This is a genomic window from Nitrosospira multiformis ATCC 25196 (genome assembly GCF_000196355.1).
GTDB classification, from domain to species: Bacteria; Pseudomonadota; Gammaproteobacteria; order Burkholderiales; family Nitrosomonadaceae; genus Nitrosospira; species Nitrosospira multiformis.
In genome coordinates, this window is the sequence record NC_007614.1 from 357566 (window position 1) to 370707 (window position 13142).

The 13142-nt window shown below is 52.6% G+C and carries 9 protein-coding genes; 8 read left to right on the plus strand and 1 reads right to left on the minus strand.

The window, feature by feature from the left end; translation table 11 throughout:
• Positions 1-3: 3 nt before the first annotated feature.
• From NMUL_RS01745 to NMUL_RS01770, 6 genes are read left to right on the plus strand one after another with little or no spacing between them, the layout of a single operon-like run.
• Entirely contained in the window at positions 4-1488 is a 1485-nt protein-coding gene (locus NMUL_RS01745; RefSeq protein ID WP_011379692.1) for a CheR family methyltransferase, read from the plus strand.
• Between the two features lie 44 nt (positions 1489-1532).
• A complete protein-coding gene (locus NMUL_RS01750; protein WP_011379693.1) occupies positions 1533-2135 on the plus strand; it encodes a chemotaxis protein CheW in 603 nt (200 codons plus the stop codon).
• Between the two features lie 59 nt (positions 2136-2194).
• Positions 2195-3688 carry a methyl-accepting chemotaxis protein gene (locus NMUL_RS01755; RefSeq protein WP_011379694.1) on the plus strand — a complete coding sequence of 498 codons (1494 nt, stop codon included), beginning with the start codon at positions 2195-2197 and terminating at the stop codon, positions 3686-3688.
• Positions 3681-6035 carry a hybrid sensor histidine kinase/response regulator gene (locus tag NMUL_RS01760; protein ID WP_011379695.1) on the plus strand — a complete coding sequence of 785 codons (2355 nt, stop codon included), beginning with the start codon at positions 3681-3683 and terminating at the stop codon, positions 6033-6035. The genes NMUL_RS01755 and NMUL_RS01760 overlap by 8 nt, the downstream gene beginning before the upstream one ends.
• A gap of 10 nt (positions 6036-6045) precedes the next feature.
• On the plus strand, positions 6046-7113 hold the full coding sequence (gene cheB / locus NMUL_RS01765; protein WP_011379696.1) for a chemotaxis-specific protein-glutamate methyltransferase CheB: 1068 nt from the start codon (positions 6046-6048) through the stop codon (positions 7111-7113).
• Positions 7103-10045, plus strand: a complete 2943-nt coding sequence (locus NMUL_RS01770) for an EAL domain-containing protein (RefSeq protein WP_011379697.1) — start codon at positions 7103-7105, stop codon at positions 10043-10045. The genes cheB and NMUL_RS01770 overlap by 11 nt, the downstream gene beginning before the upstream one ends.
• Before the next feature lie 344 nt (positions 10046-10389).
• On the opposite strand, the gene NMUL_RS01775 is transcribed toward NMUL_RS01770, so the two are convergent.
• Positions 10390-11130: a pteridine reductase gene (locus NMUL_RS01775; RefSeq protein WP_011379698.1), complete on the minus strand. Its 741-nt coding sequence runs from the start codon at positions 11128-11130 to the stop codon at positions 10390-10392.
• A 153-nt stretch (positions 11131-11283) separates the two neighbouring features.
• Here NMUL_RS01775 and NMUL_RS01780 point away from each other — a divergent pair, with 153 nt between their 5' ends.
• On the plus strand, positions 11284-12480 hold the full coding sequence (locus tag NMUL_RS01780) for a class I SAM-dependent methyltransferase (RefSeq protein ID WP_041352329.1): 1197 nt from the start codon (positions 11284-11286) through the stop codon (positions 12478-12480).
• Positions 12481-12604: 124 nt separating this feature from the next.
• Positions 12605-13048 carry a CBS domain-containing protein gene (locus NMUL_RS01785; protein ID WP_011379700.1) on the plus strand — a complete coding sequence of 148 codons (444 nt, stop codon included), beginning with the start codon at positions 12605-12607 and terminating at the stop codon, positions 13046-13048.
• Positions 13049-13142 lie beyond the last annotated feature (94 nt).

Here is a 13142-nt window from a genome sequence, read left to right on the forward strand (position 1 = left end):
GGCATGCAAATCACCCTTCCTCATGTGCTGGTCTCGCAGCTAAGTGATTTAATAGCGATGAAGATGGGCTTGTATTATCCGCAAAAGCGCTGGGGTGACCTTGAGCGCGCAATCGCGGCTGCCGCACCCGAGCTTGACATGCCGGATACCGAAACAGCTGCCCGTCATCTCCTTTCCACTTCCCTGACCCGCAGACAGATCGAAATACTTGCTTGCCGCCTTACTGTCGGAGAGACCTACTTCTTCCGGGAGCAGAAATGCTTGAACGTACTTGAACAAAGTATTCTTCCGGAACTGATACGAAAATGCAAAGAAAGCAATCGCCAACTGCGGATTTGGAGTGCGGGCTGTTGCACGGGCGAAGAGCCCTATTCGATTGCCATACTCCTTGATCGATTGTTTGAGAAGCACGGGGAGGAATGGAATGCGGCAATCCTTGCGACAGACATCAACCCGGTATTCCTGGATCGAGCAGCCGAGGGCCTATATAGAGAGTGGGCTTTTCGGGGAACCCCGGGTTGGATTAAAGAGCGTTACTTTAAACGGAAAAAAAACGGCCTGTTCGAGATAGTGCCGCATATCCGTAAAAGAGTAACGTTCTCCCGTCTGAATCTGGTCGAGGATGTGTACGCATCGCAGACCAATGGCACCCGCGCCGTGGACGTCATCTTCTGCCGAAATGTCCTGATGTATTTCAGTTCCCCGGCAGTTAAAAGGATTGGACAGGGCTTTTATCGATCTCTAGTCGACTACGGATGGCTCATCGTGAGCCCAGTGGAAATGTCTAGGGCTTCGTTTCCGCAGTTCCGGCTTCATACCGTTTCAGGAACGGGCCTCTATCAGAAGATTGATAGTCATGATGTGCATGGAAATGGCGATTATTTCTCCGTTGGTCCGCCATCGGATGCCTCATACAAGATAACTTCAGCTTCAGCGCCGTCCCCTCGCTTGCAGGGCTGGGAAACACCCCTTTCGCTCGAAAGCATGGAACCGCAAATATTGCCGGTTGCATCAAGCTCCTTCACTCAATTAACAAGCGTGCAAGAGGTTGCAGGCCAATCAGCGAATCAAGAGCGGTCCAATACGCTTTATCGCGAAGCCCGTCGCCATGCCGATGGGGGCGACCTCCCCAGGGCTGTAAAGCAGTGCGAGGAAGCAATTGCCGCCAACAAACTGAATCCTGCGGCTTACTATCTCCTGGCAACGATTCATCAGGAGCTGGGGCAGGCCAAGGAAGCAATGCGGTGCTTGATGAATACGCTATACCTTGATCCTGATCTTGTGCTTGCCCATTTTGCTTTGGGTAGCCTCTGTCTGACGCAGGGCAAAAGCCGGGAAGCAAAACGTCATTTTGACAATGCACTCTCGCTGTTGAATGGATATTCGTCCAACGACATTCTCCCGGACTCGGGCGGCCTGACCGCCGGAGATCTCGCTCATTTCATTACCTCTATAAGAATATGCGATTCCATCGGAAATAAAGAGTAGAGCATCACATGACAACTAGCACCTTAGGGTCTTAAAAAAGGAAAATGGCTTCCGGAAATTCTCCCCAGCTCGAGCAGAACCCGCATTCTCCTCGTGCAACAGTGGACAGCCTTGAGGTGTCTTCCAAGGAAAAAATTCAGCAGATCTTGCAAGCGAGGGCACTGGCCCTGGCTCAGGAGTTATCGGCTCAAGAGGTACGGAATGAAGACGTTGAAATCGTGGAATTTATTCTCGGTTGTGAACGCTACGCCCTCGAATCGTGCTATGTCATTCAGGTTGCCGAGGTTGAGGATATTACACCGCTGCCCTGCACCCCTGGCTTTATTCGCGGCATTGTTACCCTGCGCGGGGAGATCCTGCCGGTCATTGACCTGAAGAAGTTTTTCGAGGTGCCGGAGAAGGAGTTGGGTGGACGTAACAAAGTTATCGTACTGCAGTCGGGGAAAATGACGTTCAGCATTCTGGTGGACGAAGTCCTTGGCGCCCGGTTTATCTTGGCAACCGACATTCAGTCATCTTTACCCACTCTTATGGACATTCGTAAGAAATACCTCAAGGGAATCACCTCGGAGCGACTAGTGGTTCTTGATGCGGAAAATCTTCTCATGGATGAAAGCATCGTTGTAGATGAGCAAGTAGTCGAGTAGAGAAGTATCGAAATGGGTGAAGACACTGAAATGACGAAACGAAGTTTTGAAAGGACAGCATGACCATCAGTGAAAAGATAATTGGAGGGTACGCCATCATACTGGCGCTTCTTGCACTCTCCACCGCTGTCGCATTCTATGCACTCGGCCAGACACAGGCGACCTACGATCATTTCCTGCGCGTAGACGAGCGACTGATGGAAAGTGCGAATGAACTTCGGATTGCGGGATTTGCGCAACAAACCTATGTTCGGGGTATTTTGCTTTATCCAGACCTGCTGAAGACCAACCACGCACTCCTCCAGGACAATGATCGCCGGTTCAAGCAAATCCTCGAAAAAATTCGACAGCTAAGGAGTGGAAACAAGGGGGATAGTCTACTCGACGAGCTCCAGTCCCTGCACCAACAACTGGAGGAGGCCCAGCAACAAGCCGTCCGGCTCTCGTTCGAGCAAAAACGCGAGGAAGCGCTCGCCTTCGTGACGAACACATTCCGCCCCCTCAGCCTTGTATTTATAGATAAGGCCAAGCATTTCTATGAGCAACAATCTGCAATTCTGGAAAGTAGAAAAATTGAAGCCTCGGATAAAGTAAGCTCCTATACCGCTGTATTGGTGGCTGTTTCTTTATTTACTGTTTTGGTTGGACTAACAATCGGCATTCGCCTGAGTCGCATGATTACCGGGCGGCTCCGGGAGAGCATCGCCCAACTTGCGTCGTCTTCAGCAGAGATTCTTTCCACCACGTCCCAGGTAGCCGCTGGCGCAGCCGAGACTGCAGCCGCAGTAAGCGAGACAACCGCCACCGTGGAAGAGGTCAAGCAAACCGCATTGACTACGAGCCAGAAAGCCAAATATGTGTCAGACAGCGCCCAGAAAGCTTCCAATATCTCCGAGGCTGGACGCAAATCGGTGGGGGAGGCTATTAGTGGAATGAATCGGATTCAGGAGCAGATGGAATCCATAGCTGAGAGCATTATGCAGCTCTCCAAGCAGGGGCATGCCATCGGCGAGATCATTGCCACAGTCAACGATCTGGCTGAGCAATCCAATTTATTGGCCGTGAATGCCGCTATTGAGGCGACGCGGGCTGGGGAGCAAGGTAAGAGTTTTGGCGTAGTTGCTCGAGAGATAAGAAGTCTGGCGGATCAATCCAAACAAGCCACTGCCCAAGTGCGAACCATTCTGGGGGATATTCAGAAAGCGACTAATGCTGCGGTACTCGCCACTGAGCAGGGCAATAAAGCGGTAGAGGCGGGGGTCAGGCAATCCACCGAAACGGATGAAGCAATCCGCCTGCTGTCCACCAGCATCAGTGAGGCAGCGCAAGCAGCTACCCAAATCGCGGCATCAAGCAAGCAACAAATGGTCGGCATGGACCAGGTGGTGATGGCCATGACTAATATCCAGCAGGCGAGCGAACAGAACGTGGCAGGTACCAAGCAGGCAGAATCAGCGGCACAAGGCTTGTATGAGATGGGGAATAAATTGAGTGTCCTCGTAGGCAGCAAGAAAGACCGTTTCGTAGAGGAAGCGGGAAAAGTCCATGCCTGACAAAAGGGATGTGCTTTTGGAAAGGCTCCTTGCAATGTTTCGCATCGAGGCAGAGGCCCACCTGAAGGATATATCGTCGGGACTGCTCGCCCTGGAGGGAAAACCTGTAGATACCCCGGCGTTCGATATCATTGAGAACATGTTGCGGTGCGCACACAGTCTCAAAGGCGCAGCACGAGCAGTCAATTTTGCCCAAGTCGAGGAGACCTGCCGTTCTCTGGAAAATGTATTCTCCGCACTGAAAGATAAAAGCCTTGCTGTATCGTCATCGCTCATCGATCAGCTGCTTAAGGCGGTCGATGCCCTGGGGACACTCGTTTCAGGAGAGGGCAGCATGGCTGAGCGGCAAAAGCTGTTGTCGGCTACAGTAACCCGACAGCTCAATGAAATGTTGAAAAGTCCCACCAAAGAAGGACGTACGGGCTCCTCCTTATCGCAGGCCGCGTCCCCTTTATCTTTGCTTCCCCCTGATGAATCATCCGCAACCCGTGCCGATGTAGGGGCATATTTGCGAACCTCTATTCCGAGCCATGCATCTGCCACAATCAGAGTGCCTACCGTAAAACTCGAAAAGGTTTTGCGTCAGGTTGAGGAATTTTTGCTGCCGTGCCTGACAGCGCGACAACGGGCCAAGGAGCTAGGCGAAATCACTACGACACTTGCCGTATGGAAGAAACAGCGTCTGCAAATCCAGTCGGTGGTGCGCATTATTGATCGCGAGATGACATCCAGCCTCAAGGATCGCTCCTTCCGGGAACAACACGGGCTTCCGAAGCTGCTCAAATACCTGGATGGGGAGCCGCTTCAAATGAAAGCGCTTGAGGAGCGGCTAGTGAGATTGCAGCGGACCATCGAGCAAGACCAACGCGTACTTGCCGGCATGACCGATTGCCTGATTCAGGATGTCAAAGAAATGCAATTACTGCCTTTCTCGACACTGTTGGATATTCTGCCCCGATTCTCCCGCGAGCTGGCCCGCGAACAGGGCAAGAGCCTGGAGCTGGTGGTGAGTGGCGGCGAGGTGGAAATTGATCGGCATATTTTGGAAGAGATGAAAGATCCTCTGATCCATCTGGTGCGTAATTGCATCGACCACGGTATTGAGCAGCCCGCCGCACGGTTGGCTAAAGGTAAGCCTTCGTCGGGAAGAATCACCTTCGCATGCTCGCAGAGCGATAGCGGCAAGGCTGAGATACGTGTAGCCGATGATGGGGGTGGAATCAATGTCGGTAAATTGAAAGCTGCGGCCCACAAGCTTGGCGTAATGTCCGAGGAAGAGATGGAGCGACTGGGTGAGTCGGAATTGCTTGCGCTTATTTTTAGATCTGGCGTGACCACCAGCCCCCTCATTACCGATATCTCCGGACGCGGGCTGGGACTCGCGATTGTACGTGAAAAGGTTGAAGCTTTAGGCGGCAGCATCAAGGTCAAATCAAGTACTGATACTGGAACTGCTTTCCATATCTTACTGCCGTTAACGCTAACAAATACCCGGGGAGTTCTGGTTCATGCCGCAGGACAGCTTTTTGTTATTCCTTCAAGCAGCGTTGAGCGCGTAGTCCGAATCGCCAAAAACGAAATTGAGACAGTGAAAAATCGAGAAACCATTCTGGTAGATGAACAACCTGTTTCTCTGGTGAAGTTGGGCGATATACTGGAACTGGCTGGCAATTCGGCAGAAATGGAACCCGCGCACTATTTGCGAGGGATCGTTCTCAGTTCAGGTCTTGGTCGTGTTGCATTTCTCGTGGAAGAGGTTCTCGGGGAGCAAGAGGTTGTGATAAAAGCACTCCTCCCGCCATTGAAGCGAGTAAGAAACGTCGCAGGTGTATGCATGCTGGGGACCGGGCGAGTGGTCCCGGTGCTTAACGTACCTGATCTTTTGAAATCCGCTGTGAAAGCATCCTCGGCTCCATGCATCCCTACCCAGGACTCATCGGCTGAGAAGCAGGGAACATCAAGCAAGCACTCTATTTTAGTAGTGGACGATTCCATTACTGCGCGGACACTGCTCAAACATATCCTGGAATCGGCAGGGTATCGTGTGACTACAGCTGTGGATGGAGTGGAGGGCTATACCGCCCTTAAAACAGGCACCCACAGCCTGGTAGTCTCTGATGTCGAAATGCCGCGAATGGACGGCTTTGCCCTGACAGCCAAGATACGCGCTGACAAGCAGTTGGCGACGCTGCCGGTGGTATTGGTAACGGCATTGGATTCACGTGATCACCGGGAGCGAGGCATCGATGTGGGAGCGAATGCATATATCGTGAAGAGTCGCTTTGACCAAGGCAACCTGCTGGAAGCGATCCGACGCCTGATCAGCATCAGCAGCATTAATCCGTGAGTTTCCTCCCATGATAAACGTCCTGGTAGTGGAAGATTCACCGGTAGTGCGAGAGTTTCTTATTTACATACTCAATTCCGATCCTGATATCACTGTTATTGCGACCGCCGGCGACGGAGAAGAAGCAATCGATGCCTTGCGCAACCATCGGCCTGATGTAATCACAATGGATATTCACATGCCGAAGCTGAATGGAGTGGAGGCCACACAGCTGATCATGGAGACACAGCCGACTCCCATTGTCATCGTGAGCGGCAGCACGGATCCGGCAGAGGTTGGGACTACATTTGATGCGATCGATGCAGGGGCATTGGCAGTGCTCCCGCGCCCGGCAGGCATCGGCCATCCGGATCACGAGGCGACCGCTCGGAAGATGATAGAGGTCGTAAAACTGATGTCGGAAGTAAAGGTAGTCCGTCGCTGGGCGCGCATGCGAGGGGCTTCTCCGGCCTCACATTCTGTACGCGCGCCCCTGCTTAACCGTGTGGCGCCAGCAAGAATTGTCGTTGTGGGTGCTTCAACGGGTGGCCCGCCTGCACTCGAGGCGATTCTTTCATCACTCCCAAAGCATTTTCCTGTGCCCATTCTAATCGTTCAGCATATGACTACGGGATTCATGGAAGGATTTGTCCAATGGCTGAAGAACTCGTCCAATCTTCCCGTTCATATTGCAAGGCAGGGTGAGTTGCCCCTGCCAGGGCATGTTTATATGGCACCCGATGAATACCAGATGAAGGTGGAGAATCGAGGGGAGATCGTTTTGACCAAGGACGAGCCAGAGCATGGTTCAAGACCCTCAATTTCATATCTTTTCAGGGCGGTTGCCAGAGTCTACGGTCACGATGCCGTTGCTGGCCTATTGACGGGGATGGGCCGTGATGGTGCCGACGAGTTACGCCTTCTGAAGGAGAAAGGCGCGATTACCTTCGCACAAGACAAGGAAAGTTCGGTCGTCCACGGTATGGCGGGCGAGGCGATCAGGTTAGGTGCGGCGACCATGGTCTTGCCTCTGGAAAAGATTGCCGCAGCGCTAACGAATCTGGTGGCCGAACGAGGAGAAACTAAGCTTGGCGCATGATATTTCAATCCACGATGCCCGGAAAGTCGAGATTCTCATCGCAGAGGACAGTCCCACACAAGCGGAAAAACTGAAGTATCTGCTGGAGGAAAACGGCTACCAAGTTACCACCGCAGGCGATGGCAAGCAGGCCCTCTCGAGGGCGCGGCAGCGCAACCCGACATTGATTATCAGTGATGTGATGATGCCGGAGATGAATGGGTTTGCGTTATGCAGTGAAATCAAGCGGGACGCACAACTCAAGAAGATTCCAGTGATCCTGCTTACCTCGCTGGCGGATGTCAAGGATATCATCCAGGGATTGGAATCGGGGGCCGATAATTTTATCCGCAAGCCATACGACGACAAATATCTTCTTGATCGTATCGAGTATCTACTGATGAGCCATGAGCTGCGCAAGAGTCAGAAGATGCAAATGGGAATGCAGATTTATCTGGGCGGGCAAAAACATTTCATCACCAGCGAGCGGCAGCAGATCGTGGATCTATTGATTTCAGTTTATGAGGATGCGGTCCATCTCAACGCTGAACTGAATAGGCGACAACGTGAGCTGACGCACTCGAATCGCTTGCTCAATGGGCTGTATCGAATGGCGGAAGGCTTGAACCAGGCAGCAACCGAGCGCGAGGTCAGCGAAAAAGCGCTGGAGTACGCCATGATGTTCCCGGGAGTCCAGGCGGGGTGGCTTTATTTATGGAATACCGACGGCCTGAGTTTGGCAGGCTCACGAAATGTACCTGCATCAGTAAGTGCGGATGGCTGGGACACATCATGCAATTGCCTGCGCCTTTTGCTCGCCGGGGAGCTCGGCAATACTCCTAAAATTTTAAACTGCGAGCGCCTCTTCTCAAGCGGAGGCAATGGTTCTTGCCACCATGTCACCATTCCGATGTGGAGTGGCAGCAAGAACCAGGGCGTGATGAATCTCCTGGGCTTGGAACAGGATCAGTTCAGGGAGAATGAGTTGGATACATTCTATGGGATTGGGCAGCAGGTAAGCGTAGCGCTGGAGCGTGCCCGATTGCATGAACATATGGAAAAATTGGTGGGGGAGCGTACTGCGGCGTTAACAGCGGAGATTGCTCAGCGCAAGGAATATGAAGCGAGAGTAGTGCGGCTCAATCGTTTGTATAGCGTGTTAAGTGGTATCAATACAGCCATTGTGCGTGTCCGTGAAATACAGGAGCTTTTCAATGAGGCATGCCGTATTGCAGTCGTTCACGGCGGATTCGCTTTCGCTTGGATCGGAATGCTGCGGGGAAGTACAAGAGTAACTACACCAGTGGCCAAGATGGGGCAAGGAAATGATGAGCTGCTCCAACTCAACCTATCGCTGATGAGTGCGCCGAAAGGCGCTCCGCTGATAGAGGATTTAATCACGCATCTCAAGCCGTTCATTTGCAATGATCTCGTTGCCGATAAGCGCATGGAGGGTTTGCATGATGCACCGCTGGCTCACGATTATCTTTCCATGGCGATCTTGCCCCTGGTTCTCGATGGGCAACTCGTCGGCACTCTGACTCTCTATACTCCCGAGACAGGGTTTTTCGACGAGGAGGAAATTGCTTTGCTGGTAGAAATGGCGGGCGATATTTCGTTTGCAATGGATCACCTGAAAAAAGAGGAGCGCATCAATTATCTGGCTTTCTTCGACGCTGTAACCGAGCTCCCGAACCGGGCGTTATTTCTAGACCGGGTTAATCAGCGGATCAAGATGGTTTCTTCCGGTCACGAGATGCTTTCCGTAATTGTTCTGGACATCGAACGGTTCAGCAGCATTAATGAATCGTTCGGTCATGGAGCGGGGGACAGTCTACTCCGCCAACTTGCAAAGCGGCTGAAGCAGCTGCTTTCAGAAGCAGACATTCTGGCTCATCTTTCCGCCGATTATTTTGCTATCGCCAGAAAACATGAAGAGGAAAGCATCGACATCGTCCATATGCTGGAGAAGCTTCTGTTCGAGGTTCAGAACGAGCCCTTTTTAATTAATGGACAGGAACTGTGGGTTTCCGCCAGGGCGGGCGCTTCGTTCTTCCCTAGCGATGGCCTGGATACTGATACGCTCTTGAGAAATGCCGGGACAGCGCTAAAGAAGGCCAAGCATTCTTCCGACAAGCATCTGTTTTATGCTCCCGAATTTCATGCACGGGTTAAAGAAAAACTGAGACTCGAGATCAAGCTGCGTCAGGCGTTGGAGCAGGAACAATTGATGCTGTACTACCAACCCAAAGTTGATTTGAAGAGTGGACAAATAAGCGGACTCGAGGCGTTGATGCGCTGGCACGATCCGGAAAGCGCTACGGTACTTTCACCGCTTCACTTCATTCCCTTGCTGGAAGAGACGGGAATGATTCTTGATGCAGGCCGGTGGGCGCTGAGCAAAGCGATATCGGATGCAAATAAATGGAAAGCCATGAGTTTGAATCCACCGAGAATTGCCATCAATGTTTCTCCCGTTCAGTTACGGCAGAAGGATTTTGTCGATATGGTGGCGAATGTGGTCAGCGACGCGGGAGATCTGGCCGCATTCCAGTTCGAGATTACGGAAAGTGTAATCATGCACGATATCAAAGCCAATATCGAGAAGCTCAATCTCATCCAGGAAATGGGTATAGAGCTTGCGATAGATGATTTCGGTACTGGTTATTCTTCGCTCAGTTATATCGCCAAACTGCCCGTCAATGTCCTGAAAATTGATCGCGCTTTCATCAGTGATATGAATATCAATCCAGACAATCTCAGCATTGTTTCCGGAATCATATCCCTGGCACATTCGCTGCATTTGCGTGTTGTTGCCGAGGGAGTGGAAACGGCTGAGCAAGCGGAGCTTTTGCGAAGCCTCGAATGTGAGGAGATGCAGGGCTATCTCTTTAGTCCCGCCGTCACAGCGACCAAGATAATAGAGTTTCTACACCAGAAGAAATCTCTTTAAATGGATGATGGCTGGGACCTTTGCATTTGCACCTGCTCCAGCCCTTGAGCAGCAGTAGGAGATGGAGTTGTTTTCACCTGGAATAATCCCCGCATAACCTTGATGAGAGCCAGGATGCCTTCCTCATCATCCAGATTTATGCAAAAGCTGGAGAGAAACGAATTTGTTCTCTACTATCAGTCGCAGATGGATGGCGCGGGATTATAGGAGCCGAAGCACTTGTGCGCTGGCAACATCCTCGGCGCGACCTTTTGCTTCCCGCCGAGTTCATTCCCCAGGCCCGAGGAAACTGGAAAGATTCTTCCTTTAGGGGATTATGACGTCCAATGATTTTTGCAACCTGACTATAGATTCACACTTCGTCCCCCATCCACGGCAATGATCTGGCCAGTGATGTAAGGCGCATCTGCAATCAGGAAAGCAACGGTCCGGGCAATGTCATCCGGCTCACCCGTGCGTTTCAGCAGCGTCCTGTCAATGATGTGCTGGCGCGATGCCTCATCCGCCCATTCCCCCGCTTCCGGCCACAGGATGGGACCGGGTGAGATGCCATTTACCCGGACTTCCGGCGCAAGCTCCTGCGCCAGCGATCGGGTCAGTGAGGCTAGTCCGCCCTTGGCGGCGTTGTATACCACGTAATTCTTGAGCGGCCATTCCGAATGAATGTCAACGATATTGACGATGCAGCCGTGCTGTTTTCTTAATTGGGAGGCCGCTGCCTGGGATAGAAACAGGGGGGCTTTCAGGTTGCTTCCCATCAGATCGTCCCACATATCAGCAGTGATTTCGCCGAATGGAGTTGGAAAAAAGCTGGAGGCATTGTTGACCAGCGCATCCAGCTTCCCGAATCGCTCTACGGTTTCAGCTACCAGTTGCGGCAGGCGCGCAATATCCAGCAGATCGGCTTGTACCAGAGCAACTGAACCGGATCGCGTCCGGTTCAGTTCGGCCTGCAATGTCTGCGCCTCCTCGATAGAGCTTCTGTAATGCACGGCCAGATTTGCTCCCTGTGAGTGCAGGCGGCGGCAGGTGGCGGCGCCTACGCGCCTTGCTCCCCCTGTGACGAGTATCACTTTCCCTTGCATCGCTATCTCCTCTACACTTGCGGATTGATTCGATTTTTTATAACGGGAAACCGGCCGCCAGGAGCAGGTACGAGAGTGTCTGCCTCAAAAGAGGGACTTAGATACCGCTGCTATCTGCTGGCCGAATCAACAGTAAAGCGTAGCATAGCGCCAATGCAGCCACAGCCGCCATTTCCTTTACCGGGCGAAGCAGCGCTCGAGCATAGCCGCGTACTGACAAAACTCATTCATGAGAAAATCAGTGCAGCTGGCGGCTGGATTTCATTCGAGCATTACATGAGGCTGGCGTTGTACGCGCCGGGCATGGGTTATTACAGCGGTGGTCCCGCCAAATTCGGCCAGGAAGGCGATTTCGTCACTGCCCCCGAAATTTCTCCGCTGTTTGGCAGGACTGTGGCGCGGCAGGCCAGGCAGATACTCGAGTTGGCGGATGAAGGCAGCTGTATTCTCGAATTTGGTGCCGGAACAGGTAAGCTGGCGCTCGATCTATTGGTTGAACTGGAAAAACTCGACTGTCTGCCCCAGCAGTATTTCATTCTCGAAGTCAGCGCGGAACTCCGGCAGCGTCAACGGCAGTTGCTTGAACAGTTCGCGCCGCATCTCGCTTCACGCGTTTTTTGGTTGAAGCATTTGCCGGAGCAGTTCAACGGTCTGATATTGGCCAATGAGGTGCTCGACGCCATGCCGGTTCACCTGATCGCGTGGCGTGGCACCACGGTGTACGAACGCGGTGTCTCCTCAGCCGGCCATGAGTTTATCTGGAGTGAGCGCCTTCTTGCAGAAGGAGTACTTTTCGAAGCGGCGCAGGAACTGGCGGATCGAATTCGTTTGGGGCGTAATGAAGGTGAATACGTCAGTGAAATCTGCCTGCAGGCACGCGGTTTCATTGCGAGTCTCGGCAAGATGCTGCAACGAGGAGCGATCCTGCTGATCGATTACGGTTTCGGCCGGGATGAGTATTATCACCCTCAGCGCAGGCAGGGGACATTGATGTGTCATTACCGTCACCACACCCATGACAATCCGTTTTATCTCCCGGGTCTGCAGGATATAACCAGCCACGTCGATTTCAGCTCCGCTGCCAGTTCGGGGCTCGAAGCGGGCCTGCAGTTGCTGGGCTATACGACGCAAGCACACTTTCTCATCAATTGCGGAATAACCGAAATTCTGGCGGAGACACCTGCCGCGAACGCAAAGGATTATTTGCCACTGGCAAACCAGGTACAGAAACTGGTGAGCCCGGCTGAGATGGGGGAGTTGTTCAAAGTTATGATCCTGGGCAAAGGGATTGGCAATAATCATCCACCTCCCGTCGGCTTTACGGGCGGCGACAAGAGTCGCCTGCTATAGAAGGTTCGAACATAGTGGACCCGCTTCACATCGCTCCCGGCTTTTCTTTTCATATGACATGCTATGATTGGATGAGTCCGATAAAGGTATTGCATGCTTTGAAACCGAGGGGGAGGGTTGATCCATGACGACCGTAAAGGAATTGCTGGAAGGCAAAGGGTACGAAGTCGCGAGCATCGAGCCGGATAAATCGGTCTATGAGGCCATGCACCTGATGGCGGCGAAAAATATCGGTGCGTTGCTGGTGCTGCACCGGGGAAAACTGGTGGGTATTTTTACCGAGAGAGATTATTCCCGCAAGGCATATAGCCTGGATCGGCTCGCGAAAGATATCCAGGTGAAAGAACTCATGACCGCGCAGGTGGCGTATGTGAGCCCGGATTATTCCACCGAGGATTGCATGGCATTGGTGACTAAGACGCGGGCGCGCCACTTGCCCGTGCTGGCGAATGGTAAAGTCATGGGCATCATCTCCATCGGCGACCTGGTCAAGGATGCGATCTCGGGCCGCGAATTTATAATCGACCAGCTCGAGCGCTATATATACGGGACACGCAGCCCGGAATAAGCCTATTGTACTACCCCTTGATATTATCTCCCTGTATTCCGCGATCAGGTCCGGGAGGCTCTGCCTCGATGAAACACTGCTCCCTATCCGGTCG

What these genes read in the sequence shown, in the direction of transcription:
- NMUL_RS01745 (WP_011379692.1), top strand. Translation starts at nt 4, where the DNA reads ATGCAAATCACCCTTCCTCATGTGCTGGTCTCGCAGCTAAGTGATTTA.
- NMUL_RS01750 (WP_011379693.1), top strand. Translation starts at nt 1,533, where the DNA reads ATGGCTTCCGGAAATTCTCCCCAGCTCGAGCAGAACCCGCATTCTCCT.
- NMUL_RS01755 (WP_011379694.1), top strand. Translation starts at nt 2,195, where the DNA reads ATGACCATCAGTGAAAAGATAATTGGAGGGTACGCCATCATACTGGCG.
- NMUL_RS01760 (WP_011379695.1), top strand. Translation starts at nt 3,681, where the DNA reads ATGCCTGACAAAAGGGATGTGCTTTTGGAAAGGCTCCTTGCAATGTTT.
- cheB (WP_011379696.1), top strand. Translation starts at nt 6,046, where the DNA reads ATGATAAACGTCCTGGTAGTGGAAGATTCACCGGTAGTGCGAGAGTTT.
- NMUL_RS01775 (WP_011379698.1), bottom strand. Translation starts at nt 11,130, where the DNA reads ATGCAAGGGAAAGTGATACTCGTCACAGGGGGAGCAAGGCGCGTAGGC.
- NMUL_RS01780 (WP_041352329.1), top strand. Translation starts at nt 11,284, where the DNA reads ATGCAGCCACAGCCGCCATTTCCTTTACCGGGCGAAGCAGCGCTCGAG.
- NMUL_RS01785 (WP_011379700.1), top strand. Translation starts at nt 12,605, where the DNA reads ATGACGACCGTAAAGGAATTGCTGGAAGGCAAAGGGTACGAAGTCGCG.